Source organism: Mycobacterium sp. (assembly GCF_046330795.1).
In the GTDB taxonomy this organism is placed as follows: domain Bacteria; phylum Actinomycetota; class Actinomycetes; order Mycobacteriales; family Mycobacteriaceae; genus Mycobacterium.
This window is the reverse complement of sequence record NZ_JAXLSA010000002.1, coordinates 709,198-733,409: the sequence shown is the minus strand read 5'-3', so window position 1 is coordinate 733,409 and position 24,212 is coordinate 709,198. Positions and strand designations below refer to the sequence as shown.

22 protein-coding genes are annotated in these 24,212 nt (G+C 67.7%); 7 read left to right on the top strand and 15 right to left on the bottom strand.

The features are described from left to right. Window positions 1–2 precede the first annotated feature (2 nt). Genes U0R18_RS10710 through U0R18_RS10685 form a run of 6 tightly spaced genes read right to left on the bottom strand, consistent with a single transcriptional unit; the run spans window position 3 to window position 7,379 of the window. A complete protein-coding gene (locus tag U0R18_RS10710; protein WP_526368140.1) occupies window positions 3–833 on the bottom strand; it encodes a coniferyl-alcohol dehydrogenase in 831 nt (276 codons plus the stop codon). Window positions 834–858: 25 nt separating this feature from the next. Continuing rightward, complete coding sequence (locus tag U0R18_RS10705; protein ID WP_526368139.1) at window positions 859–2,169, bottom strand: LLM class flavin-dependent oxidoreductase; 1,311 nt, start codon at window positions 2,167–2,169, stop codon at window positions 859–861. 3 nt (window positions 2,170–2,172) lie between these two features. Next, window positions 2,173–3,912: an FAD-dependent oxidoreductase gene (locus tag U0R18_RS10700; RefSeq protein WP_526368302.1), complete on the bottom strand. Its 1,740-nt coding sequence runs from the start codon at window positions 3,910–3,912 to the stop codon at window positions 2,173–2,175. A gap of 53 nt (window positions 3,913–3,965) precedes the next feature. After that, window positions 3,966–4,880: a 3-carboxyethylcatechol 2,3-dioxygenase gene (locus U0R18_RS10695; RefSeq protein ID WP_526368138.1), complete on the bottom strand. Its 915-nt coding sequence runs from the start codon at window positions 4,878–4,880 to the stop codon at window positions 3,966–3,968. Next, complete coding sequence (locus U0R18_RS10690) at window positions 4,837–6,516, bottom strand: bifunctional 3-(3-hydroxy-phenyl)propionate/3-hydroxycinnamic acid hydroxylase (RefSeq protein WP_526368137.1); 1,680 nt, start codon at window positions 6,514–6,516, stop codon at window positions 4,837–4,839. The genes U0R18_RS10695 and U0R18_RS10690 overlap by 44 nt, the downstream gene beginning before the upstream one ends. Further along, window positions 6,513–7,379 (bottom strand): alpha/beta fold hydrolase, encoded by an 867-nt coding sequence (locus U0R18_RS10685; protein ID WP_526368136.1) that lies wholly within the window; start codon window positions 7,377–7,379, stop codon window positions 6,513–6,515. The genes U0R18_RS10690 and U0R18_RS10685 overlap by 4 nt, the downstream gene beginning before the upstream one ends. A gap of 181 nt (window positions 7,380–7,560) precedes the next feature. Between U0R18_RS10685 and U0R18_RS10680 the strand changes: the two genes are divergently transcribed. Together U0R18_RS10680 and U0R18_RS10675 are read left to right on the top strand one after the other, a co-directional pair. Further along, complete coding sequence (locus tag U0R18_RS10680) at window positions 7,561–8,226, top strand: IclR family transcriptional regulator (RefSeq protein ID WP_526368301.1); 666 nt, start codon at window positions 7,561–7,563, stop codon at window positions 8,224–8,226. A gap of 32 nt (window positions 8,227–8,258) precedes the next feature. Next, window positions 8,259–9,899: an FAD-dependent oxidoreductase gene (locus U0R18_RS10675; RefSeq protein ID WP_526368135.1), complete on the top strand. Its 1,641-nt coding sequence runs from the start codon at window positions 8,259–8,261 to the stop codon at window positions 9,897–9,899. Between the two features lie 74 nt (window positions 9,900–9,973). Here the strand turns inward: U0R18_RS10675 and U0R18_RS10670 are convergent, their stop codons facing one another. Both U0R18_RS10670 and U0R18_RS10665 read right to left on the bottom strand, forming a co-directional pair. Further along, the gene (locus tag U0R18_RS10670; protein WP_526368134.1) at window positions 9,974–10,948 is read right to left on the bottom strand and encodes an NAD-dependent epimerase/dehydratase family protein; all 975 of its coding nucleotides are present in this window, start codon (window positions 10,946–10,948) and stop codon (window positions 9,974–9,976) included. Beyond that, window positions 10,945–12,507 carry an AMP-binding protein gene (locus U0R18_RS10665; protein WP_526368133.1) on the bottom strand — a complete coding sequence of 521 codons (1,563 nt, stop codon included), beginning with the start codon at window positions 12,505–12,507 and terminating at the stop codon, window positions 10,945–10,947. Before U0R18_RS10665 ends, U0R18_RS10670 begins: the two co-directional genes overlap by 4 nt. A 90-nt stretch (window positions 12,508–12,597) precedes the next feature. Here U0R18_RS10665 and U0R18_RS10660 point away from each other — a divergent pair, with 90 nt between their 5' ends. The 5 genes from U0R18_RS10660 (at window position 12,598) to U0R18_RS10640 (ending at window position 15,371) form a co-directional block, all read left to right on the top strand. After that, window positions 12,598–13,110 carry a hypothetical protein gene (locus U0R18_RS10660; protein WP_526368132.1) on the top strand — a complete coding sequence of 171 codons (513 nt, stop codon included), beginning with the start codon at window positions 12,598–12,600 and terminating at the stop codon, window positions 13,108–13,110. A gap of 60 nt (window positions 13,111–13,170) precedes the next feature. Next, window positions 13,171–13,614 carry an Rv2576c family protein gene (locus U0R18_RS10655; protein ID WP_526368131.1) on the top strand — a complete coding sequence of 148 codons (444 nt, stop codon included), beginning with the start codon at window positions 13,171–13,173 and terminating at the stop codon, window positions 13,612–13,614. A 14-nt stretch (window positions 13,615–13,628) separates the two neighbouring features. Further along, entirely contained in the window at window positions 13,629–14,081 is a 453-nt protein-coding gene (locus U0R18_RS10650) for a hypothetical protein (protein ID WP_526368130.1), read from the top strand. Beyond that, entirely contained in the window at window positions 14,081–14,773 is a 693-nt protein-coding gene (locus U0R18_RS10645) for an Rv1363c family protein (protein ID WP_526368129.1), read from the top strand. Before U0R18_RS10650 ends, U0R18_RS10645 begins: the two co-directional genes overlap by 1 nt. A gap of 85 nt (window positions 14,774–14,858) precedes the next feature. Next, complete coding sequence (locus U0R18_RS10640) at window positions 14,859–15,371, top strand: Rv2253/PknI dimerization domain-containing protein (RefSeq protein WP_526368128.1); 513 nt, start codon at window positions 14,859–14,861, stop codon at window positions 15,369–15,371. 110 nt (window positions 15,372–15,481) lie between these two features. On the opposite strand, the gene U0R18_RS10635 is transcribed toward U0R18_RS10640, so the two are convergent. Genes U0R18_RS10635 through U0R18_RS10605 form a run of 7 tightly spaced genes read right to left on the bottom strand, consistent with a single transcriptional unit; the run spans window position 15,482 to window position 24,202 of the window. Further along, window positions 15,482–17,137, bottom strand: a complete 1,656-nt coding sequence (locus tag U0R18_RS10635) for an MCE family protein (protein ID WP_526368127.1) — start codon at window positions 17,135–17,137, stop codon at window positions 15,482–15,484. Then, entirely contained in the window at window positions 17,137–18,471 is a 1,335-nt protein-coding gene (locus U0R18_RS10630) for an MCE family protein (RefSeq protein WP_526368126.1), read from the bottom strand. The genes U0R18_RS10635 and U0R18_RS10630 overlap by 1 nt, the downstream gene beginning before the upstream one ends. Further along, window positions 18,468–19,982, bottom strand: a complete 1,515-nt coding sequence (locus tag U0R18_RS10625) for an MCE family protein (protein ID WP_526368125.1) — start codon at window positions 19,980–19,982, stop codon at window positions 18,468–18,470. Before U0R18_RS10625 ends, U0R18_RS10630 begins: the two co-directional genes overlap by 4 nt. Beyond that, window positions 19,979–21,061: an MCE family protein gene (locus U0R18_RS10620; RefSeq protein ID WP_526368124.1), complete on the bottom strand. Its 1,083-nt coding sequence runs from the start codon at window positions 21,059–21,061 to the stop codon at window positions 19,979–19,981. Before U0R18_RS10620 ends, U0R18_RS10625 begins: the two co-directional genes overlap by 4 nt. Further along, window positions 21,054–22,085 (bottom strand): MCE family protein, encoded by a 1,032-nt coding sequence (locus tag U0R18_RS10615; RefSeq protein WP_526368123.1) that lies wholly within the window; start codon window positions 22,083–22,085, stop codon window positions 21,054–21,056. The genes U0R18_RS10620 and U0R18_RS10615 overlap by 8 nt, the downstream gene beginning before the upstream one ends. Beyond that, window positions 22,082–23,290: an MCE family protein gene (locus U0R18_RS10610; protein WP_526368300.1), complete on the bottom strand. Its 1,209-nt coding sequence runs from the start codon at window positions 23,288–23,290 to the stop codon at window positions 22,082–22,084. Before U0R18_RS10610 ends, U0R18_RS10615 begins: the two co-directional genes overlap by 4 nt. 54 nt (window positions 23,291–23,344) lie before the next feature. After that, on the bottom strand, window positions 23,345–24,202 hold the full coding sequence (locus U0R18_RS10605) for an MlaE family ABC transporter permease (protein ID WP_526368122.1): 858 nt from the start codon (window positions 24,200–24,202) through the stop codon (window positions 23,345–23,347). Between the last annotated feature and the right edge of the window lie 10 nt (window positions 24,203–24,212).

Here is a 24,212-nt window from a genome sequence, read left to right as displayed (position 1 = left end):
TCTCAACTCCCCTGATTCGTGTCGACGAGTTCACCGGCGACCCGCTGCGCGACGGTGCCGCCGTCCACCCAGATCACCTGACCGGTAATGTAACTGGCCGCGCGGCTGCCCAGATAGACCAGGACCGCCGCCTGCTCGTCGGGGCCGGCGACCCGCCCCAGCGGAGTGGTGAACGAATCCAGAAATCCCTGCCCGTAGGCCGAGCGCAGCTGGTCGAGAATGGGCGTCTCGGTGACACCCGGTCCCGTGCAGTTGATCCGGATGCCGCGGGCGCCGAGTTCGCTGACACGGCGCATGCCGTAGAGGATGATCGCCTCCTTGGACAACCGGTAGCCCCCGTCGGCGATGGCCTCGGGATGGGCCTCGCACCAGGCCAGCCCCTCGGCCATCGACGTGGTTTCCAGCAGCCCGGCGGTCGTCCGGGCGTTCTCCCGATAGGACGCCGCGGCCAGTGACGACACATTAGTGATCGACGAACCGGCCGGCATGCGATCCTCCAGCGCCTCGGTGAACCGGCGGGTGCCGAGAAAATTGATGCGCACCACCAGCATCGGGTCACCGATACCCGACGACACCCCGGCGACGTTGAACAGCGCATCCACCGGGGCCTGGATCTCCCCGACCGCGGCGTCGATCGAGCTCTCCTGCGACAGGTCGATCTCGACGAACCGGTCTAGATGGCTGCGGTCGTCGGGTGCGCGCAGATCCAGACCGGTCACGCGGCCGCCGAGTTCGGCGACCTGGCGGGCGACCTGGGCTCCGATGCCCGACGCGCAACCGGTGACCACGACGTGCCTGCCGTCGTAGCGCAGCAGTTCTCCGACCGTGCTCACCGGTCCGATCCTCCAGCGCGAGCGGTCACGCGCTGCCTTCGCGCGCTTCCTTCTCGGCCTGGGCCGCCTGGACCCGTCCCTCGTTGATCTCGGCCCATGCCTCGGGGATCTCGGATGCGGTGAACTTACCGCCGCGGCCGGTCGGCAGCCCGCCGAACGCATAGGTTTCGTCGAACATCGGCGCGTCCGACGGCCGGCGCCGGGCCTCGACCTTCTCGATGACGGCCTCCAGCCGCTTCGCCTTTGCCGCAACGGCCTTTTCGTCGCGTTCGATGAACTCGGGCAGGATCTCCTTGCCCATGATCTCGATCGACTCCATGATGCCCTCGTGGGCGCGCGGGTTGAGCAGCAGGATGATCTCGTCGACCCCACTGGACTCGTAGTCCCGCAGGAACTGACGCACCGTGTCCGGTGAGCCGATCGCGCCGCGGCCGGGGCCGTAGGCCAGCGTCGGGTCTTCCTTGACGGCTTCCTGATACAGCTCCCACACCTTGGTCCGGCCCGGGGTATGCATGCCGGTGAGGTAGTAGTGCATGATGCCGAACGAGAAGAAGCCGCCGCCGACGCCCAGACGCTTGATCGCCTCGTCGTCGGTGCGGGCCACCATCATCGACAGGTCGCCGCCGATGGCCAGGATGTTGGGGTTGATCGCCGGCGTCACCGGGGTCCCCTTCTCCTCGAAGTCCCGGTAGTAGGTGTCCACCCGGTCCTTGAGCGGGCCCGGTCCGGTGTAGGCGAAACTCAGTGCGCCGATGGCCTTTTCGGCCGCCATGTTGACCGACGACGGGCGGGTGCAGGCCACCCACACCGGGGGGTGCGGCTTCTGCAGGGGCTTGGGGATGACGTTTCGGGCCGGCATCTCGACGTGCTCGCCCTTGAACCCGCTGAACGGATCTTCGACCATGCAGCGGATCGAGACCTCGAGGGCCTCCTCCCACATCCCGCGCTTGTCGGCGGGGTCGATGTTGAACCCGCCCAGCTCGGCGATCGACGACCCTTCGCCGGTGCCGAACTCGACACGGCCGTTGGACAGGTGATCCAGCGTGGCGACCCGCTCGGCGATGCGGGCCGGATGGTTGATCGGCGGCGGCAGGTGCATCACACCGAAGCCGAGCCGAATGTTCTTGGTGCGCTGACTCGCGGCGGCCAGGAACATCTCCGGCGCCGTCGAGTGGCAGTACTCCTCGAGGAAGTGGTGCTCGGTGAGCCACACCGTGGAGAAGCCGGCCTTGTCGGCGGCCTCGACCTCCACCAGGCCGTCCTGGAACAGCTTGTGCTCGTCGTCCTCGGCCCACGGCCGGGGCAGCGGGAACTCGTAGAACAGGGAAATCTTCATTCGTTACCTCCTGTGGGAACTGCTGGGAGTTGGTGTGGTGCTGGCTTTCTCGGCGATGTGACGCGCCGCCACATAGCCGAAGGTCATGGCCGGTCCGATGGTGGCGCCGGCGCCGGCGTAGCTGCGGCCCATCATCGCGGCCGACGTGTTTCCGACGGCGTAGAGGCCGTCGATGACGCGGTCGTCACCGTCGAGGACGCGGGCGTGCTCGTCGGTGCGCAACCCGCCCGAGGTGCCGAGGTCGCCCAGGATGATCTGGAACGCGAGATACGGCGGCCGGGAGATCGGGTGCAGGTTCGGGTTGGGCAGGGTCGGGTCGCCGTAGTAGTTGTCGTAGGCGCTGTCTCCTCGATTGAAGTCGTCGTCGTGGCCGGTGCGGGCGAGCTCGTTGAACCGGGTTGCCGTCTGCCGCAACGCATCCGCGGGCACCCCGATCTGCGCCGCGAGCGCTTCCCAGCTGTCGGCCTGCTTGACGATGCCGGACTCCAGCCAGGCCTTGGGCAGCTTCCCGCCCGTCGGCACCGGCGCGAAGGGGATCTTCGGGATCGGCAGGTGTCCGCCGACGACGTAGCGGTGGAAGGACCGCATGTCGGTGATCAGCCAGCACGGGATGTGCGTCACGCCGGTGCGCTGACCGTCGATCATCGCGTGCGCGAAATCCATGTACGGCGCGGCCTCGTTGACGAATCGGACACCGGCGCCGTTGACCACGAACTGCGACGGCATCATCCGCTCGTTGAGCATGAACTGCAGCCGGCCATCCGGCCAGCACATGGCGGGGAACCACCACGCCTCGTCGAGTAGGTCGGTCCCGGCTCCCACCTTCTCGCCGGCCCGGATCCCATCGCCCATGGCCGCGGGATTGCCGAAACTCCAGTCCTTCTCGAGCTCGGGCAGGTATTCGCGGCGCCAGGCCAGGTCATGGTCGAAGCCACCCGTGGCGAGGATGACACCGCGGCGCCCACCGATGCGCTGCACCCCGCCGCCCCGCTCGACGACGGCTCCGGTGACCTTCCCGTTCACATCGGTGATCAACTCGGTCATCGGGGCATTCAGCCACAGCGGGATGTTCTGGTCCTTGAGCGCCAGGCGCATCCGTGCCATCAGCGACTGCCCGATGGCGGCCATCCGGTCGCCGAACACCCGGGCGCGGAACATCCGGTAGATCAGCTTGATCAGCACGGCCTTGCCGCGCCAGTTCTGCCGGAACTGATAGAACAGCCGAAGATCCTTGGGCGCGAACCAGATTCCCTTCGGGGCCAGCGCCAGCGGCTGCAACAGGTGCTGTTCCTCGTCACCCAGCTTGCGCAGGTCGATCGCCGGGACGTTGATGGTGCTGCCCAGCGCCGAGCCGCCCGGCAGTTCGGGGTAGTAGTCGGCGTAGCCGGGCTTCCAGACGAACTCCAGCCAGTTGCTGCGCTTCTCCAGGAACTCCATCATCAGCGGTGCGGCGTCGACGTAGGCGCGCAGCCGAGTATCGCTGACCAGACCCTCGGTGATCCGTTTCAGGTAGGCGAACGTCTCGTCCGGATCGGGTGCGTAGCCCTCCCGGCGTTGCGACGGCGCACCCGGCACCCAGATGCCGCCGCCGGACAGCGCGGTGGACCCGCCGAAGTGGGCGGACTTCTCCACCACCAGGGTGTCCAAGCCGGCCGCCTGCGCGGTCAGTGCCGCGGTCATGCCTCCGCCGCCGCTGCCGATCACCAGGACGTCGACCATCTGGTCGAAGTTGTTGTCGCTCATCGAATCCGACGGCGCGGCTCCTCCTCGCGCTCCTCCGTCGCGCGCATTGTCGCTCACGCGGCCACCGCCGTTCGGACGGCGAAGCCGGCGATCAGATCCGGTGCGGGCCGGTAGTACCGCTGCACCGTCTGGTACGGGCCGGCCGCGGCCATCGCCGCGAAGGCGGCAACCCAGGTGCGGACCTCGTGCGCGGAGTTGCCGGCCTGTTCGGCGATCCAGCGGTTGTCCCAGGCGTCGACCTCGGCGAGGCGGTCGGTGTCCAGCAGATCCAGGAAGGCCCGGTCCCAGTCGGGGTTCAGCGGCTGCAGGGGGCTCTCGCCGTGGGCGAAGTCGTGGGCGGCGGCCATCACCGCGTTCTGCCGCGCCGTCCGCTGATCGGGAGTCATCGGGACACCGCGCACGATGCGGTCCAGCGCCGCCGGCGGCGCGGTGGCCAAAGTGGGGATCGGCGGGTCGTGGGACAGGCCGCCGGACCCGATGAGGAGCACCCTCTTGTCCAGTGCCGCAACGAATTCGCCGACCGCGGCGCCGAGCGCACGGGACCGGCGGATCGGCCCCAGCGGGGTGGCGACCGAGTTGATGAACACCGGGATGACCGGGACGGTGGTGATATCGCCGAACAGGGTCTGCAGCGGTTGGACGGTGCCGTGGTCGACGTCCATCGCGGCCGAGATCGCCACGTCGACACCGGCGTCCAGAACCGCTGCGGCGCAGGCGTTCGCGAGGTCGGCGACGTTCAGCGGCCCGGCGTACGAACCGTAGTCGCCCACGCCAGTTGCGGCGGTGCCGATGCAGAACGCCGGCATGCAGCGGTAGAAGAACCCGTTGTAGTGGTCCGGCGAGAAGATCACCACCAGTTCCGGGTCATAGTCGGCCACGAAGTCCCGGGCCGCCGAGAGCGCACCGCCGATGTCGTCGAGCAGGTCAGCCGACGGACCCGGAAGGTTCAGCAGTGGGCTGTGCGACATGCAACACAGAGCCGGTTTCGCCATGGGATTCACCGCCTTCCGTACTGAGCGCGAGCGCACGCGCGAGGTCGGCGCTCAACTCCGGTGCGCGCTGTGCGATGCAGGCGCCGGCAACGCACCGGTCGGGCCGCAGGAACAGCACGGAGTCGGTCTGGGTGTCGAAGAACTTCTTGAGCGCGCCGGTGCGGTCGCCGACGACGGTGACGTCGGGATCGGGACCGCCCTGAGCGTCCCAGTGCAGCTGGGTCTGGGACCGCAGTGCGATGAACTTGGCGCCCAAGGCTTTCCAGCGGGTGAACTCGGCGCCGCCGAGCAGCCGGCGCGGGTCGTTGTTCCAGCACAGCACCGCGAACCCGGGCCCGATGACATCGTCGAGCAGGACGTTCTGCTGTTCACGGGTGTCCACCCGGGGCTGGATGAACAGGGTGCCGACCACCGATCCCGGCGCGGGCGGGGTCTGCGCGTGTACCACCGCGCCGCGCTCGTAGCGCGGCATCGGTTTGAACCGCATCTCGAGTACGTAGCTCTTCAGCGTCGGCACGACCGACGCGGCCCGGATCACCTTGTCCCGCAGGCTCGCAACACGACGGTTGGTCGGCGAGATGACGCGACCCACCATGGTGGACAGGTCGATCATCGCCCGGGCGTGCTTGCGCCGCTCGACGTCGTACGTGTCCAGCAGGCTGTCGCCGGCCTGACCGTTGACCACCGCGGCGAGCTTCCAACCGAGATTGAAGGCGTCCCGGATGCCACTGTTGTAGCCCTGCCCCTGCCACACCGGCATCAGGTGTGCGGCGTCGCCGGCGATCATCAGCCGGCCCTTGCGGAAGGCGCCGGCGATGCGCGAGTGGTGGGTGTACACCCGGTACCGGATGATGTCCGCCTTCTCCGGATGGGGCAGGAAGCGCGACAGCAGTTTGGCGACGAACGCGGGATCGGTGGCCTGCTCGTCGGATTCGTCGGCATGGATCATGAACTCGAAGCGCCGGATTCCGTGTGCGATCGAGATCGAGACGTAGGGCCGCCGCGGGTCGGCGCCGACCTCGCTGTTCGGGTGGCCGAGCGGATCGTTGGCCACGTCGATGACCAGCCATCGGGTCGGCGACGTCGTCCCGTCGAAGGACACGCCCATCAGCCGGCGGGTGGCGCTTCGGCCGCCGTCGCACCCCACCAGATAGCGGGCCCGAACCGAGTCGCCGGTCGACAACTCGGCGGTCACGCCGTCGGCGTCCTCGGTGCAGGTCGTCATCTGGGCGCCCCAGCGAACGCCGACGTGCTCGAAACGGTCAAGGCCCGCAAGCAGTTCGGCGTCGACCATGGGCTGGACGAAGCCGTTGCGCTTGGGCCAGCCGAACCGCGCGTCGGGCGGGGCCATTTCGACGAGCAGTCGGCGGTTGGCGTCGAAGAAGCGCAGGATCTGGTTGGGCACGGTGTGCGGCAGGACGGCGTCGACCAGCCCGATCGACTGGAAGGCGCGCAGCGCTTCGTCGTCGAGGCCGACGCCGCGCGGGTAGTCGATCAGGCTGTCCCGCTCGTCGACCACCACCGTGTTGACCCCTTGCAGGCCAAGCACATTGGCCAGGGTCAGGCCCACCGGCCCGGCCCCCACGACGAGCACGTCCGCGTCGATGGTCATGAGCGGCCCAGCAGGAAGTCCAGATGCAGCCGGTTGAACGTCTTGGGGTCCTCGTACTGCGGCCAGTGCCCGCAGCCCGCCATCACCTCGAACCGGGCGCCCGGGATCATCGTGGCGATCCGTTGTCCCTCGCTGACGTCGGCGGTCGGATCGTCGCTGGTCCACAGCACCAGGGTGGGCGCGGTGATGGAACCGTAGTCGTTGGGGCTCATCAGGTTTCGGGCTCGGATCTCCGGATCCTGCAGCGCCATGATGTCCCGCATCGCCGCGACGAACCCGGGCTGGCGGTAGATGCGCTGCCGACTGGCGACGACGTCGTCGTAGTCCTTGGACTTGTCGGCCATCAGCCACTTGATGCGGGCCTGGACGGTTTCCCAGGTCGGGTCCTCCACGGCGGCCATCGACAGGGTGATGATCCGCTTCATCACCTCGGGATCGGCCTGCGAGCCGCCGGCCGTGTTGAGCACCAGCCGGGTGATGCGGTCGGGGTGGTCCGCGGCGACGCGGGAGGCTACCCAGCCGCCCAGTGACTCTCCGGACAGGCTGAACGTCGCCGCCCCGATGGCGTCGGCCACGGCGAGCAGATGGTCGACGTAGTGCGGGATCTCCAGCGGATGACCCGGCTTGTCGGTGTAGCCGTGGCCGAGCATGTCGATCGACCAGGTGTCGAAGTGCTCGGAGTGCGATTCGAGATTGCGGATGTAGGCCTCGGCGTGTCCGCCGGAGCCGTGCAGCAGAATCAGGACCGGCTTCCCCGCCTCGCCGGCATGCAGGTAACGGGTGCGCACACCACCCGCGGTCAGGTATCCCTGCGAGAACGGGACGCCCTGGAGATCACTCCAAATGCTCTCGAACTCAGCCACAAAGTGCCTCTCTGCCTGCGATTATGCCATTCTCTTTTTTTGACGACATTGTGTGCTACTATCGCTCATCAATGTGCACTATCTATAGAGCATCACTCTCGCGGTGACGTCTGTCAAGGGACCACGTCGTCAGGGCACCGGGACCACCGGCGCCGGATCCGGCGGCGCGGGGTCGGCGACGCTGCCGGGTTCCCAGACGCTGGCCCGCGGCCTCACCGCGCTGCAGTCGGTGTCCGCCACCCCGGGCGGCCTGACCGTCCAGCAGGTCGCCGACCAGATCGGCGTCCACCGCACCATCGCCTATCGACTGTTGGCGACGCTGGCGCAGTTCAATCTCGTCGCCCGAAACGAGGACGGCCGGTACCGGCCGGCGTCCGGATTGGCCACTCTGGGCGCGGCGTTCGACAACAACCTGCGCCAGTTGTGCCTGCCGCGGTTACGTGCCCTGGCCGACGAGCTGGGCACCACGGTGTCCCTGTTGATCGCCGAAGGCGACCAACAGGTGGCCGTCGCGGTGATCGTGCCAACCCATGTGTCCTACCAACTGTCGTTCCATGAGGGCAGCCGCTACTCCCTGGACCGCGGCGCCGCCGGTATCGCCCTGCTGGCCAGCATGCCGCCGAAACCCGGCGAACGCGACCTGGTCACCTTGACCCGCGAACGCGGCTGGGTGATCACCCACGGCGAGATCGAACCGAACACCTACGGTCTCGCCGTCGCGGTGCATCGGCTGCCGCCGTCGCCACCGACATGTATCAACCTGATCTCGCATCGTCAGGACGTGGTGGAGCGTGGCCGTGACGCCGCGCTCACCGCGGCCGAGGATCTGTCGAAACTTCTCAACTGAGCTTGCTGTCCGAATCGGAAAGGGTTGGCGCGATGAGCAATTCAGCACAACGCGAGATCGAGGTCGACGTCGTCGTGCTCGGCACCGGAGCGGCGGGACTGACCGCCGCCCTGTCCGCGGCGGTGGGCGGGGCCCCGGACATCACCGTCGCCGTGTTCGAGAAGTCCGACAAGATCGGCGGCACCACCGCGGTCTCCGGTGGCATCGCCTGGATCCCGTCGCATGACAAGGCGCCCGACCTGACCGTCGCCGACGCCATGGCCTACCTGCGGGCCCAATCCTTCGGCGCGATGGACGAAGAACTGGTGGAAACCTTCGTGCGCAGCGGCCAGCCGATGATCGACTTCGTCGAGGCGCACAGTGACATGCGTTTCCAGATCGCCACCGGCTTCCCGGATTACAAGCCGGAGCTGCCGGGCGGGCGGCCCGGCGGCGGACGTTCGCTGGGCCCGGTGCCCTACGACGTCAGCCGCGTCCCGGGCTGGGGTGAGCGCATCACGTCGTTCCCCGCCGACTTCAGCAACGTCGGCCTGGACGCCGAAACCCGGGCCCGGCTGCACGCCGACTACGGTGACGACTCCGGCGACCTGGTGATCGCCGGCTCCGCGATGATCGCCGGGCTGCTTCGCGGCCTACTCGATCTCGGCGTCGAGCCGCAGACCGATTCCCGTGCCGTCGAACTGCTGGCCACCGACGGCCGGATCACCGGCGTCCGAATCGTCAGCGGCGACAACACCTTCGACGTCCGGGCCCGCCGCGGGGTGATCCTTGCCAACGGCGGTTTCGAATGGGATCCCAAGCTGGTGGCAGCCTTCCTGCGCGGCCCGATGCACGGCCCGGTGTCACCACCGAACAACACCGGCGACGCGCTGCGAATGGCCATGGCCCACGGCGCCGACCTGGCCAACATGGGCGAGGCGTGGTGGGTGCCGGTCATTCAGATCCCCGGCGACACCCTGGGCGGACAGCCGCGCAGCCGCAGCGTGCGCCTGGAGCGCACCCGCCCGCGCAGCATCATCGTCAACAAGTCCGGCAACCGGTTCATCAACGAGGCCTCCGACTACAACTCGATGGCCGGCGCCTTCCAGTACCTGCACCCGCGGGACGGCTACGTCAACGATCCGGCCTGGATCGTGTTCGACGACCAGCACCTCAAGCGGTACGGATTCCTGGGCGTCGAGCCCGGCGGCGAGGTTCCGGACTGGTTCAACAAGTCCCGCGATCTGACCGAACTCGCCGAGAAGACCGGTATCGACGCCGACGGCCTGACCCGCACCGTGGCGGCCTGGAACGAGAACGTCGCGGATCCGGCCGACCCCCGCGACCCCGAATTCGGCCGTGGCGCAAGCGCTTACGACGGATACTGGGGCGATCCGAACGCGTCGACCCCGGCCGGCCAGACGCTGGGCCCGCTGGACACCGGCCCGTTCTACGCGGTGCCGGTGGCCCTCGGCGCGATGGGCACCAAGGGCGGTCCGCGCACCGACCGGGACGGCCGGGTGATGCACGTGTCGGGCGCGATGATCGAGGGACTCTACGCGGCCGGCAACGCGATGGCCGGGGTGACCGGCCGCGCCTACGGCGGGGCGGGTGGAACGATCGGCCCGGCAATGGTTTTCGGCTACCGGGCCGGCCATCACGCCGCGACCGGACGCAGCGCACCCACGCGTTGAGTGAGGAATCCCGCAGCGGAAGTTCGAGTGGCCCTCTGCGAGGTTCCTCACTCAACGGCCGATGCAGGGGACCGCTAGCGCGCGAGGAAGAAATCGACCTCACGGGCCAGCGAGGCCTCGACGGGCTCGGGCTTCCAGCCGAGTTCGCGCTCGGCCTTGCTGTGGTCCAACGGCGACATCTGATCGCTGATCCTGGTGCCGGCCATCGCCATCGGAAAGTCGCGGCGCAGCAGCCGGGCGGCCAGATCGTTGAGAAAGGACACCGGGTACATCAGCCACACCGGGACGACCAAGCGTGGTGGCCGGACGCCGGCCGCCGCGGCGGCGATCTCGACCACCTCGCGCGTGCTCATGTAGCGGTCCGAGATGATGTAGCGCTCGCCGACCCGGCCGCGCTCGGCCGCGAGCACCATGGCCCGGGCGGCATCCTCGATACCGACCACCTCCAGGGAGAAGCCCGGAACCACCGCGAGCTTGCCCTTGGCCACCAGCGAGATCATCAACCCGTGCGGTGTGGGCTGCCAGTCGCCGGGACCGAATGTGGTGGAGACGCACATCGCCACCCCGGGCAGCCCCCTGTCGCGGACGTAGGAGAACAGCAGTTCCTCGGCCGCCACCCGCGACTCGATGTACGGCCCGCCACCGTCCCAGTTGTGCGGGTCGTCTTCGGTGACCGGGCGTGAGTCGTTAATCGCCAGTGTCCCGATCGTGCTGGTGAACACGAACTTTCGCAAACCGGGGAACTCGCAGGCGATGTCGAGCACGTTGCGCAGACCCTCGACATTGGTCTGGAAAAGCGGGGCCGGGTCACGCAGCCAGTACCTGGCGTCGACCACGCAGTAGTAGACGACGTCGCAGCCCGTCATCGCCGCGCGCAACGCGTCGTCGTCGAACAAGCCGCCGTAGTGGCGTTCGATGTCGAGGTCTTCGATGGCCTTGGTGGAACTGGTCTTTCGCAGCAGAACCCGGACGTCCTGGCCGTCCTCGACCAGCTGTCGCGTCACGTGCGAGCCCAGGAACCCGCTGGCGCCGAGGACGAGCGCGGTCATCGTTCGGTCACCATCGCCCGGACCTTGAACTTCTGCACCTTGCCGCTGGCGGTGCGCGGGAAGTCGTCGACCTCGAGCAGTTCCTCGGGCCACTTCTGCCGCGCCATCTCGGCGGCCTCGAAGTGCTCCTGCACCTCGGGCAGGGTGGGCAGGTCGTAACCGGGCAGCATGCGCAGCACCGCGGTGGCGTGCTCGCCGTACTTGGGATCGGGGGCGGCGACGACGACCGCCTCGGCGACCCCGGGCATCGCCAGCAGCGTCTCCTCCACCTCGACCGCGCTGATGTTCTCGCCGCCGCGGATGATGACGTCGGACTTGCGGTCGGTGATCGTCAGGTAGCCGTCCTCGTCCAGGACCCCGACATCACCGGTGTGATACCAGCCGTCGTCGTCAAAGGCCTTGGCGGTCAACGCATCATCGGTGTAGCCCAGGCACAGGTCCGGCCCGCGGGACAGGATCTCGCCGTCCTCGGCCAGTCGCACCTCCACACCCGACAGCGCGCAGCCGTCGGTGTAGAGCCGCTTGGCCTCGGGCGCGTCGTAACGGGATCCCGTGATGGACGGGTGTTCGGTGCTTCCGTAGGACCGAAACGCCGTGATCCCCAGATCCTTCAGGCGCGTGGTGACCGCGACCGGAACCGTCGAGCCGCCGAGGCCGACGGTGCGCACGCCGTCGAGATGTTCGGGGGTGAAGTCCGGATGATCCAGCAGACTCGTGACGAAATACGGTGGGCCACCGCCGATCGCGAGTCCGTCGCTCTTCATCAGGGCCAGTGCCGTACCCGGGTTCCAGGTGTCGATGAGGTTGATCGGCATCCCGTGCAGCACCGGCATCAGCAGGGCGCCAACCATACCGATGAAGTGTCCGACCGGCGCCGCGGTCAACTGTTTGCCGGTGTCCGGACGGTTCTGCCCGACCAGCTGATAGGTCTCGTGCACCAGCGTGTGGTGACTGTGGATGACACCCTTCGGGGCGCTGGTGGTCCCGGAGGTGTAGGCGATCAGCGTCGGGCCGGCCGGATCGGTCCGCAGCACACCGGCCATCGGCTCGTCGGCGAGCAGGTCCTCGAACGCCGGTTCTCCACCCACCACCGCTGGATCTTTCCCACCCACCACCCCGACGATGGGGATCTCGGTGACCACCGACGGGTCGAACTTCAGGTGCCCGAACGACGCGGCGGTGATGAACACCTTGGGCTTGGCGTCACCCAGGATGTAGGCCAGTTCCTTGTGCCCGTAGAAGTGCACGATCGGCACGACGACCGCGCCCAGCAACGCCGCGGCCCAGAAGCTGGCGGCCGCCTCCATCCAGTTCGGCAGCTGCATCGCCACCACGTCGCCGGGTCCGACCCCGCGCTCGCGCAGACCCGCGGCCAGCCGCCGCGCGGTCCGTTCGACATCGGCATAGGTGCCGGTGTACGGCCGCACCTCCGAGTGCACCCGGAACTCGGCGCCGGGCGCGGCGGCAAGTCCGCGCGCCAGCAGATCACCGAGGGTATCCGGCGTCCACCAGCCCTCTTCTTCGTACCGTTTTGCCAGTTCGACGGGGATCTTCCGCATAAGCTAACTCCACCTCCGGCTTCGGGCGGAAATGTTATTCTCTCCAGCGAGAAATACCAATCTCGCAAGTGCAGCGGATCGAGGCATCAGATGACGGAAGTTCAACCGGGAGGACAGCCGGGATCCGTCCGCCGCCTCGCCACCCGCGCCGCGGCGGTGTTGACGTCGGCGCTCGCGGTGGTGGCGCCGATGCTGTCGGCACCGGCGAACGCCAATCCGGTCATTGCGTACGGCAACTTCAGCCTCGCCATCCCGGACCGCTTCGACTTCCACACCTGGACCTTCAATGTCGGCGCGTGCGAGAACGGTTGCCAGCCGTGTCCCGGCGAATGCCGCCGGATATCGGCCATCGCCCAGCCGATCGCGCGGGCGTACCAGTGGGTTGCGCCGGGCCGGTTTGTCGACGGCAACTGGGTGGTGACCGTCGATGATCCGTTCGGCCTGCGGTGCGGCAACGTGTACTACGGTGCGACGTTCCCCACCCGCGACGTATACACCTGGAACGACGTCACTCTGGCCGGCAACATGGTGTCCACCTTCGACGTGGGATGCGACGGTCGCCCGGGCACTCTGAACTACCCGATCTGGCTGACCCGGCTGTGACCGCCCGCCCAGTGGGCGATATCGGCTCAATCCACGACATCGAAGTTCTAAGGTAGGCACATGCAGCTAGCGCGGTCGTTGTTCGGAGTCGCGGTGTCATGCGCACTGGCCGCGCCGGCCTTGGCCGTGGCGCCGGCGGCGACTGCGGATGACGTTCCGCTGCACCATGTTCGGTACACCGTCAGCAGTGATACCCCGGTCGCCGCCCATATCTACTACCGGCAGGCCGATCCCCCCGATTGGGGCGTCTACAGCCACGATCCCTACGTCTGGAGTCCGCGGGCCGACGCCCAACTGGGCCCGGACCAGCCGCCGTGGGTGTTCGACACCATGCTGGCCAACCCCAACGAATGGGCCATGGTCGTCGTACAGGCGAACAACAACGCGACCAGCGTGCTGCACACCACCCAACCGGGGTTCCGCTGCACCCTCGAGGTCGACGGCACGGTCGTGCAGACGAACGAGGGCGGCCGCGGGGCACTGTGCTCGATCAGGACGTGGTGAGAGGAGTGCTCCGAATGGTCGCCAAACGCAGGGCCGCGCTGGCGCTCTCCGGTCTGGGCGTCGCCGCCTTTCTGGTCGCGGCGCCCGCGAATGCCGACGATCCGCTGCCACGGCCGCCCGCCCCGCCCAACCCGAACCCCGCGATCTCGGACGTGTGCAACGACGCGTTCTGCACGCCCGGGATCACACCGAACGTCGTCCTCGGCGCGCCGTGCGGCGACACCTCCTACTACGTGTTCGGGACCGCCGTCGCCGGGCCCTCGATCCAGCCCGGCCGGCTCGTGTTCTGCGGGTCCCCACGCCGTTATGCGCCGAGATACTTCCGCACCATGCCGATGGTGGGCATCAAGGAACTCGGCACCTGGTGCACGGGGCAGGAGAACTACATGGCTCAGGCCCCGGACGGACTGTTCCTGACCTGTGCCCTGCAGGACGGCAACACGGTGTGGGTGCGCGGGGACGCCTGATGACGGCCGAGGACGGAGAAGCCTCGGCCGGCTCGGCCGACATCGCCGCCGCCGAGGCCGAGGCCGCCGAGGCCGACGCCCGCGCCGCGGAGGCGCGCGCCAGGGCCGCACGCGCCAGAGCCACCGAAGCGCGGCTACGGGCAGCCGAGCCACCACTTGACAGCACACCCGCACCGGCAACCGGCCGAGCAGCGCCGGTCCGGTACGTGCGGCGGATGGCTGGGCCGGTGGCCGCGGTCCTGGGCGCGGCGGCCGTGCTCGGCCTGCTCGGCATCAGCACGTACATCCTTCGCAGTCACCGCGCCGTGGAAGCGGACCGGCAGCACGCCGCACAGTACTCGGCGGCCGCCCGCCAGGGTGTGGTCAACATGATGGCGATCAACTACAACACCGCGCAGGCCGACGTCCAGCGGGTGCTGGACAGCGCCACCGGCCGATTCAAGGAGGACTTCGAGTCGACGTCCAAGGATCTGGTCAAGGCCCTGCAGGAGGGCAAGATCCTGACCGAAGTCGACGTGAAAAGCGTTGCCGTCCAGTCGATGACGAACGAATCGGCGGTGGTGCTGGTCTCGGCGGTCTCCCAGCGCGGCGACCCCAAGGCGACCGATCGAGACCCCAGGACCTGGCGCGCCGTGGTCACCGTGAACCGCGAGGGCGACCAGATCAAGGTCTCGAATCTGGAGTTCGTATGACGACGTCGTTCGCCGGAATCGCTGCTACGACGGCTGATACTCTCGGCGTGCAGAACACTTTTCGAACAGATGGCGGGAATCGATGATGCGATCAGTCGGTGTGATGGCCGGCGTTGTCGCGTGTGCGGCGACCGTGCTGACCGGCCAGGCTCCGGTCGCGTCGGCCTCCGACTACGGTTTCGAGCTCAACGGCACGTATTCCGCTGTCTCCAATGGCGAATGGGCCAAGCACAACGACAGCTTCACACCGGAAGGGGTGAAGCGCGACGTCTGGCGGATGTCGTCGTCGTGTGAGAGCACCAACCGTTGCGACGGCACCATCACCAGCCTGAACGAGGGCTGGACAATTCCGTTGCGCTTCCTCAACGACCACTGGGTCGCCCCCCGCACCATCCCGAACTGGGCGCCCTGCGAGACCGGCGGTGCCGCAACCGGCCACCAGCTGTACTGGTTCTACGGCGTGGACCAAACCGGGATGAACAACCGCAGCACCACCGAGCTGGCGGGCAAGGACACCACCTTCACCGACAGCGGTTCGTGCGGCCGCAACCGGGGACTCACGATCGAACTCCCGCTGCACCTCACCCGCATCTCCTGATCGCCTGCTGCCGCCGGACATCTATTCAGCGTGTACTGCGAGATCCACTCGCTGAACGTGTCGGTGCACGCTGAACAGATTGTCGGCGGGTCGGGTCGCGCGGCGCGAAATCAGCTGGGCAGCATGTCCTTCCACGTCTGCGTCTGACCGCCCGTAACGAGGTTGGTCTGCCGAACCATCTGACCGTCCGGCCCCAGATAGCTGCCGGTCTTGGGGTCATAGGGCGCGAACGCCACCTTGGGCGCTCCCCCGCGATTCGCACTCGGCGCCACGAGCGGCGCACCGGGGTCGCCGGCTGCCGGCGGGACCACGGCGGGCCCGGGGGCCGGACCGGTGCCCTGCGGCACCGCCGCGGGAGCCTCCGCCGGAGCGGCAGGTCCCGGGAGTGGACCCGCGGCCGGCGCGACCGGTGCCACGTCCGGCGCGGCGGGTGGTGGTACCCCGACCGCCGGCGGCCTGGGGGTCCCCTCCATCGGGCCGAAGAGGTTGTCGCTGCCCGTGTTGATCCGATCGTCCGGCGGCACACCCTGCGCGATGGCATTGGGGTCGAACGGATAGGTGCCCAGTGCGTGCTGACGGATCGCGATCGGCTCGAAAGGCTTGTCACTGTCGCAGATTTCGACGGTGGGCGCCCGCTTGCCCGGCTGCTTGATGCACGGGAAGTTACGCGCGCCGCGCACGTCGAGCGGTGAGTCCTGCGGCAGCTTGCAGTACAGGCCGTCGGGTGTGTCGACGTCGGTCTGGTCCTGCGGGCTGCGCCACTGCGACGGCGGTAGGAAGCCCACCGTGCACGGTGGCGGATCGCTGGACTCGAGGGCGAACTCGCCCAACGGCAAGCCGGACGCGTTGCTGGTCGCGAGGCCGTAGGCCTGCTGAGCCGCGATGTACGGCGGCAACAACACCAGCAGCTGTTCGACTGAGGCGTTATAGGTGACGAGCATCTGCCCGACCGTCGTCAGATTGGCCAGCAGCACCGGCAGCGTCGGCTTGACGTCGTTCAGCAGGTGCGAAACCTCTTGTGCCGTACCGGGTGCCTGCTGGAGCAGATTCCGGAAGTCTGCGGTCCGGTTGGTCATCGTGGTCGTGATGCCGGCCAGGCTCCGCGACCACTGCCGGATCGCGTCGGTCGTCTGCACCTGCGAATCCAGCAGCGGCGCACTGTCGTCGATCAGCGCACGGGTCTGGTCGGAAATCGCGTTCGCGTCACCGGTGATCTTCGACGCCGAGTCCAGCAACGACTGCAGGTCGTAACCGGCGCCGTTGAACGCCTTGAACGATTCGCCGAGCAGATCGGAGATCCGGTCCCCCGGGATGCTCTCGACGAGCTTGCTCGCCTTGTCCAGCATCGGTCCGACGGCCTGCGGAATCGACGTGACATCGGCGGGGATCACCGAGCCGTTCTGCAGATACGGCGCCGAATCGGTTTGCGGGCGCAGGTCGACGAACTGCTCGCCGACCGCCGAGACGCTCTTCACCTCGGCCTTCAGGTTCGTCGGCACCTTGGGCGACCGGTCGAGCATGAGCGTCGCCTCGGCACCCGCCGGAGTCAGCTTGATGTCGGTGACCTTGCCGATCTGCACGCCGTTGTAGGTCACGTTGCTGAAGCGGTACAGGCCGCCGGTGGCGGGCAACTGCAGCTTGACGTTGATCTTGCCGATGCCCAGCAGCGTCGGCACCTGCATGTAGGTGAAGATCATCACCGCCACGCCGACGATCGACGCGATGGTGAAGATGATCAGCTGGGTTCGGACGAAACGGGTCAGCATCAGTGACCTCCAGCGGCGTACGGACCGGCGAATACCTGGTTGGTGGTCTCGACGGTCACCGGGCCGCCCATCGGCGACATCATGGTCGGCGGCACCACCGGCAGCACGGGACCGTCGACGGGCGGCATGGGCATGACCGATCCCGTCTGGACGGCGTCCGCTTCGTCGGCCTGGCCGGGCGGTGCCGCCTGGTCCGGCGGTGGCGGCGCCAGCGGCGCGTCCATCGGCTTGTAGGTGTAGTTCAGGTAGAACGGATCACCCGGTGCCGGAACGAGTTTCGCGTGTTCCTCACCCCAGCGGGTGCCCAGGAACAGGGTGCGCTTGAGCCGCGGGATGGTCAGGTCGAACACCGCGAACAGGTTCATGTAGTCGCCGCGGACCGCGCGGTCGATGAGTCCCTGGCTGTACGGGAAGTTCGGTGCGTAACCCAGTGCGACCGGAAGGTCGGGCCCGACGTTCGCCAAGGCGCGCAGGACGGGTTCCAGATGTTTGAGGTCGGTCACCAGATCCGCCTGAGCGTCGTTGGCGAGCTGGGTCGCGGTGTCGCTGAGCGTGCCCAGTTTCTGCAGCGCGGTGGTGATCCGCGGCCGTTCCTTGATCAGCACGTCCAGCGCCGGCGGCACCTCGTGGATCACCCGGTTGATGACGTCCTTCTGGCCCGCGAACGTCGCCGCGACCCGGTTGAGATCCTGGATGGCCGAGACGATGTTCTCGCGCTGGCGGTCCAGGACCGAGACGAAATCGTCCAGTCGCACAAGCAGATCCCGGACATCGGCCTCCCGGCCCGACATCGCGGTGCTGAAGTTGTGGATGATGTCGCCGATCTGGCCCAGGCCGCCGCCGTTGACCAGCGCCGCCAGCGAGGCCAGGGTCTTCTCGGTGGTCGGATAGGTCGACGACTTGCTCAGCGGGATCGTCGCACCGGCCGGCAACCGACCGCTGGGCTGCTGCCCGATCGGCGGGTTCAGCGCCAGGTGCATCGAGCCCAGGAGGCTGGTTTGGCCAACCGTCGCAACGACATTGGCGGGAACGACCACGTCCGGCTTCACGGACACCTCGACGTCGGCGTGCCAGTCTTTGACGGTCATCTTGCCGACACTGCCGACCACGACGTCACCGATCATCACCGGCGAATTCGATTCCAGCGTAGCGATGTTGGCGACTTCGACGTGATAGATCTTGGCGTCCGGACCGCGGCCCACCGCACCGGGCAGCGGCAGCGAGTTGACGCCCTGGAACGCGCAGCCACTCGACGTCAGCGCCACGACCACACCGACGGCTCCGCCCGCGGCGATGACGCGCCGGGATCTGGACAACCTGGACATCGCGCTCATGACCCTGGCGTCCCTTCAGCCGGTGCCGGCGCCGCCGGCGCCTCGGCCGGCAGCAGTACGCCGGGCAACGTGGCCGGCGGCGGCGCTTCGGGAGCCACGGCGGGAGGCGCGGTCGGCACTCCCGCCGGCATCGCCGTCTGCGGTTGGGCCAACGGCGGCTGGTTCGGCAGCAGCTTCGGCTCCGGCGGCGCCGGCAGCCCGTTGGGCGCGTTGATGCCGGTGGACGGCCCCGGTGGGGCGCCCCAGCCCGGCGGCGGCGGGATGTCGCCGGCGCCGGTGTAAGCCGACACCGCGGGTGGCGGTTCGGGCGGGCGAACCGTGCCGCCGCCGCCGGGCATCAGATGGGGATCGGTGTAGACGATGTCGGCCGGGTTCGCCGAGGGACCCAGGTACGGGTTCATCGGAATCGGAACGATGGAGTTGGCGCTCAGCAGCCGCAGCGCCGGGCCGAGGTACTGCGAGCACAGCTTGGCCGCCTCGGGCGCGGTGACGTTCTCGACCGCACCGATCGCCCCGCAGATGAAGTGCAGCGGATTCGACATGTTCGGCAGCGCGAACGCGCCGGCGTAGTCGCCGTACATCGGGTTGTAGATGTTGTAGCCGTTGGCGAAGGCGTTGGGTGCGATGTGCAGGACGTTCTCCAGGGCCGTCTTCTGGTTGACCAACGCCTGGGTCACATTGCCGAGCATCCGGACCTGGTCGCTGACCTGTTGGCGAGAGCCGGCCACGAACCGTTTGATGTCGCCGACCGCCGACGACAGCGTGCTCAGCGCGCTGTCGAGATCCGAGCTGTTGTCGTCGATCACGCTCGTCAGGGTCGCCAGCCGGTTCTGGAACTGGACGATCTGCGTGCTGCTGTTCTTCAGCGCGGTGACCAGAACCTGAAGGTTCTTGATGATGTCGACGATGTTGCCGCTGCCGTCGGCGAGGATGCGGCTCACACCCGACAACTGCGCGAGCGTCGAGCGCAACTTCTCCCCGTTGCCGTCCATCGCATCAGCCGCACTGTTGATGAACCGGGACACCGAGGTGCCCGAAACACCGCCCTGCTCACCGGCTTTCGGGCCGAGCTCGTCGGCCAGGCGGGTCAGCTGCGTCTTGACCTCGTCCCATTCGACGGGCACCGCGGTGCGCTCCAGCGGAATGGTCGCGCCGTCGGCCATCAACGGGCCGCCGTTGTGCTTGTAGGCGGGGGTTAACTGCACATAGCGGGCCGAGATCAGGTTGGGCGCGACGACGACCGCCTTGGCGTCGGCCGGGATCGGGACGTCCCGGTCGATGCGCAGGCTGAACCTGGTCTGCGTTCCCAGCGGCTCGATCGCCGCGATGGTGCCGACCGTGACGCCGGCCACCTTCACCTCGTCGCCCGGGTAGATCGAGCTGGCCGTGGTGAACACCGCGGTGATCTTCTTGGGCGCCAACGCCGTCTGGCGCACCAGGAAGATCGCTCCCGCCACCAGCAGAGCCACCAGCGCGATGGCCGCGCCCACGACGAACGGACGGCGCTTCATCGCGAACCTCCGGGAATACCGTTGTAAGGCCACGGGAATTCGGCACGCGGGCCGGCGTTGTCCGGCGGCTGGCCGGCATCCACGCCGCGCCGGAAGCCGAACGCGTAGTCCAGGAACGGCTGCATGATCTGCGGCAGTGTGATGTTGGGGATGAAGGCGTTGTAGTAGAACCCGCCGGACACCGTCTCACCCTGGGTCAGCTGGAACTTCACGAAACCGGGCAGTGCCTTCTCGATGGTTTCCTTGTTCTTCTCCAGCATCGCCGTCACGTCGTTGACCTTGTCCAGCGTGGGGGCCAGCTGCTTCTCGTTGTCGGCGACCAGGCCCTTGAGTTGCTGGGCGACCACGGTGGTGTTCGCGAGCAGGCTGGCGATGGCCATCCGCCGGTCGTTGAGGACGCCGACGAGATCGTTGGCGTTGAGGATCAGCGTGTTCACCTGATTGCTGCGCTCGGAGAGGATCCCGCTGACGTCGGCGGCGCTCTTGAACAGGTCACCCAGTGTCTGGTTGCGGCTGTTCAGCGATTGCGACAACCGCGACAGGCTGTCGAAGGTGGGACCGAGCTGCGGCGCGATCCGGTCCAGCGTCTCGGACAGCGTGTCGAGCGACTGGTTGAGCGACGCGGTGTCGGTGCCGGCGGTGTTGGTGGCCAGGTCGCCCAGCGCATCGTTGAGCGAGTACGGCGAGGACGTCCGCGACGCCGGGATCACGTCCAGCGGGTGCATACGCCGGTCGCCCTCCGACTCGAGGGTCAGCATGCGCTGCCCCAGCAGGGTCGCGGTCTGGATGTGTGCGGTGGTCTGGGTACCCAGCGGGACGTTGCCCTTGACCGAGAAGGTGACCAGCGCCTCGCCGTCGTCGAGCGAGATGTCCTGCACCGAACCGACTTTCATGCCTGACACGGTGACGTCGTTGCCGGACATCAGTCCGCCCAGCTCGTCGAACCGGGCCGAGTAACGGACATTGGACGCCCATTCCACGATCCGCGCCGGCTGCAGGCCGATGGCGATCACCAGCAGCACCAGGATGCTGCCGATGAACCCGGCTTTGATCAGGCTGGATCCGCGGTACTTAAGCATCTGGCTCAGAGCACCTTCCGGTCGTCTGCTTGATCCACGGGAACACCGCGGTGCGACCCTGCAGATCGGTGACGCGCATGGTCACGCCGCACAGGTAGTACTGGATGAAGCTGCCGTAGGCGCCCAGGCGGGCCAGCTTTCGGTAGTTGCCGGGCAGACGCTGGATCGCGATGTCCATCCGGTCCTTGCCCTGATCGAGCAGCGGCGCCACCCGCGCGAGTTCGTTGATGGTGCCGGTCAGCGGCGGACGCGCCTGGCTCAGCAGATCCGCTATCGACGCCGTGCCGCTGTCGAGCGAATCGATCGACGTCGCGATGGGATCGCGGTCCTGCTTGAAGCCGGTGACCACCTGTTCGAACCGGTCGACGGCATTGGAGAACTGCTTGCCGTTGTCACCGAGTTCGCCGATCACGGTGTGCAGGTTGTCGATCAGCTGCTCGATCACCTGATTGTTGTCCGCCAACGTATTCGAGAACGACGACGTCTTCGTCATCAACGATTCCAGCGTGTCGCCCTGGCCCTGGAAGACCTGAACCAGCGCCGACGTGAGCGCGTTGACGTCCTTGGGGTTGAGGCCCTGGATCACCGGCTTGAGGCCGCCGAGCAACAGGTCGAGATCGAGCGCGGGCAGCGTGCGGTCCAGCGGGATCTGGGAACCCGCCGGCATGATGCGCGTCGACCCGGGTGAGTCGACGAGTTCGAGGTACCGGTCGCCCGTCAGGTTGAGGTAGCGGACCGCCGCCTTGGTGCCGGTGGTGAGCACGATGCTCTTGTCCGCGTCGAAATCGACCTGAATGTTGCGGTCCGCCAACAGTTTCACGTCGTTGACCGTGCCGACCCGGATTCCGGCGACGCGCACGGTGTCGCCCTTCTTGAGCCGCGACGCGTTGGCCAGGACAGCCGAGTAGTCGTTGCCCGACCCCGTGCGCACCTGGGCGAACGTCATGAACAGGAACACCGTCAGCACCGCCATGATGACCGCGAAGACGCCGAACTTGATCAGTGTGTTGCGCGAACCCGTCATCCTGGCTGTCCGTACTGTAGAACGTTGCGCGGCGGTCCGTCGGTCTGACCGAACAGCCATTCCTTGAGGCCTGCCGAGTTCAGCAGGATGCCCTGGTTTCCGTACTGCCACGGATTCGCGCCGACATCGGCGGACACGAAGGGCGGGAACCATTCCGGCGGGATCTTGGGCAGCTTCTGCGACTCACACAGGTTGCCGCTCTTGGCGTTGACCTTCGGCAGATCCTGCGGGTAGCGGTAGCGCTCGATGCCCATGACGAACGACGTGGACACCAGCACGCCGGGGTCCGGCAGCGGGGGGGTCCTGGCGAACGGCGCGATACCGCCGATGGCGCAGCGCACGTGGTCGTTGTACCGGTCGAGCAGCTCGGTGGTGGGCACCAGTAGATGTGTGACCTCGGCCAGCGCCTGGCGGTTACCGCCGAGCACCTCGTTGCCGACGTCCGCCAGGCCGATCACGTTGACCAGCGCCGCGTCGAGTGCGGTCTCCTCGGAGACCAGCGTGTTGCTGATGCTCACCGCGTTGTCCGCCGTTTTCATCAGGTTCGGGGCGGCGTCGGCATAGGCATTGGCGACCGCCGGCAGACCCTGCATCTCGTGTTCGAGATTGGGCAGGCTCGGGTCGAGTTTGGCCAGCAGGTGGTCGAAGTCCGACAGCGTCTGACCGATCTTCTCGCCGCGGCCGTTGAACGCCTTGCCGATTGCGCCCAGCGTCTCGTTGAGCTTGGCGGGATCGATCTTGTCCAGGACGTTGACCAATTGTTCGAAGACGGTGTTGATCTCGACCGTGACGTGCTCGGCGTCGACGACCTGACCGGGCTGCACCGCATTGGCCGACGGAGACGGCGGCGGGACGAGTTCGACGAACTTCGAGCCGAACACCGTCGAGGACGCGATGTTGGCGGTGACGTTGGCCGGGATCAGGTGCATCTGCCCGGGATCCATCGCCAGGTGCAGCGCCGCGGTGCCGTCCGGACGGTTGTCGATGGAGACCACCTTGCCGACCTGCACGCCGCGCATCTTGACCCGCGCGTCGGGGTTCATCACCAGGCCCGCACGCGGCGAAAGCACAGTCAGCGGAACGGTTTTGGTGAAGCTGGCCCGGAACAGCCCGATCGCCAGCGCGACGACCCCGATGATCGCCAGCACGGTCAGCAGCCCGGCGAGCGGCCGGACCCAGCCGGGCGTTTCCTTGCGGGTGCCCACAAGAGCGCGGTTTGCCCCGCGTCCCGAATTGATCTCTGTCACCGTGTGTCCCTCTTACCCGCTGAGGTTGAAGTTGCCGTTGGCGCCGTAGATGGACAGGGAGACCAGCAGGGTGACGGCGACGACGACGACCAGGCTGGTGCGCACGGCGTTGCCGACGGCGGCACCCACCCCAGAGGGTCCGCCGGTGGCGAAGTAGCCGAAGTAGGTGTGGATCAACAGGATCGTGATCGCCATCAGGACGGCCTGCAGGAACGACCACAACAGGTCGATCGGGTTGAGGAAGGTGTTGAAGTAGTGGTTGTACAAGCCGGCGGACTGCCCGAAGAGCACCACCGTGACGAACTTCGACGCCAGGAAGCTCAGGATGACCGCGATCGAGTACAGCGGGGTGATCGCGATCATGCCGGCCACGATCCGGGTCGAGACCAAATATTCGATCGGCCGGATGCCCATCGACTCCAGGGCGTCGATCTCCTCGTTGATCCGCATCGCGCCCAGCTGGGCGGTCACCCCGGCCCCGAACGTGGCGGCCAGGCCGATCCCGGCGACCACCGGCGCGGAGATCCGCACGTTGATGAACGCCGCCAAGAACCCGGTCAGCGCCTCGATGCCGATGTTGCCCAGCGACGAATACCCCTGCACGGCCAGCGTGCCGCCGGCGGCCAGCGTCAAAAAGCCGACGATCACCACGGTGCCGCCGATCATCGCCAGCGTGCCGGCACCCATCGAGATCTCGGCGATCAACCGGATGATCTCGCGGCGGAAATGCACCGCCGCGTGCGGCACCCCGGCCAGCGCCCGGCCGTAGAACAGAATGTGATCCCCCAGCCCGGCGAAAAACCCCACCGGCCGGCCGAACTGGCTGATCGCCCGCGGGAAGCGCTGCCGCAACAATGTCGTCGTACCCATGTCGGCCGCC

Excerpts from the sequence above, each read along its gene's own strand:
- U0R18_RS10640 (WP_526368128.1), top strand. The coding sequence starts at position 14,859 with ATGCGATCAGTCGGTGTGATGGCCGGCGTTGTCGCGTGTGCGGCGACC.
- U0R18_RS10695 (WP_526368138.1), bottom strand. The coding sequence starts at position 4,880 with ATGTCGCACAGCCCACTGCTGAACCTTCCGGGTCCGTCGGCTGACCTG.
- U0R18_RS10650 (WP_526368130.1), top strand. The coding sequence starts at position 13,629 with ATGGTCGCCAAACGCAGGGCCGCGCTGGCGCTCTCCGGTCTGGGCGTC.
- U0R18_RS10670 (WP_526368134.1), bottom strand. The coding sequence starts at position 10,948 with ATGACCGCGCTCGTCCTCGGCGCCAGCGGGTTCCTGGGCTCGCACGTG.
- U0R18_RS10630 (WP_526368126.1), bottom strand. The coding sequence starts at position 18,471 with ATGAGCGCGATGTCCAGGTTGTCCAGATCCCGGCGCGTCATCGCCGCG.
- U0R18_RS10645 (WP_526368129.1), top strand. The coding sequence starts at position 14,081 with ATGACGGCCGAGGACGGAGAAGCCTCGGCCGGCTCGGCCGACATCGCC.
- U0R18_RS10700 (WP_526368302.1), bottom strand. The coding sequence starts at position 3,912 with ATGAGCGACAACAACTTCGACCAGATGGTCGACGTCCTGGTGATCGGC.
- U0R18_RS10625 (WP_526368125.1), bottom strand. The coding sequence starts at position 19,982 with ATGAAGCGCCGTCCGTTCGTCGTGGGCGCGGCCATCGCGCTGGTGGCT.
- U0R18_RS10620 (WP_526368124.1), bottom strand. The coding sequence starts at position 21,061 with ATGCTTAAGTACCGCGGATCCAGCCTGATCAAAGCCGGGTTCATCGGC.
- U0R18_RS10635 (WP_526368127.1), bottom strand. The coding sequence starts at position 17,137 with ATGCTGACCCGTTTCGTCCGAACCCAGCTGATCATCTTCACCATCGCG.
- U0R18_RS10705 (WP_526368139.1), bottom strand. The coding sequence starts at position 2,169 with ATGAAGATTTCCCTGTTCTACGAGTTCCCGCTGCCCCGGCCGTGGGCC.
- U0R18_RS10690 (WP_526368137.1), bottom strand. The coding sequence starts at position 6,516 with ATGACCATCGACGCGGACGTGCTCGTCGTGGGGGCCGGGCCGGTGGGC.
- U0R18_RS10675 (WP_526368135.1), top strand. The coding sequence starts at position 8,259 with ATGAGCAATTCAGCACAACGCGAGATCGAGGTCGACGTCGTCGTGCTC.
- U0R18_RS10665 (WP_526368133.1), bottom strand. The coding sequence starts at position 12,507 with ATGCGGAAGATCCCCGTCGAACTGGCAAAACGGTACGAAGAAGAGGGC.
- U0R18_RS10660 (WP_526368132.1), top strand. The coding sequence starts at position 12,598 with ATGACGGAAGTTCAACCGGGAGGACAGCCGGGATCCGTCCGCCGCCTC.
- U0R18_RS10605 (WP_526368122.1), bottom strand. The coding sequence starts at position 24,202 with ATGGGTACGACGACATTGTTGCGGCAGCGCTTCCCGCGGGCGATCAGC.
- U0R18_RS10615 (WP_526368123.1), bottom strand. The coding sequence starts at position 22,085 with ATGACGGGTTCGCGCAACACACTGATCAAGTTCGGCGTCTTCGCGGTC.
- U0R18_RS10655 (WP_526368131.1), top strand. The coding sequence starts at position 13,171 with ATGCAGCTAGCGCGGTCGTTGTTCGGAGTCGCGGTGTCATGCGCACTG.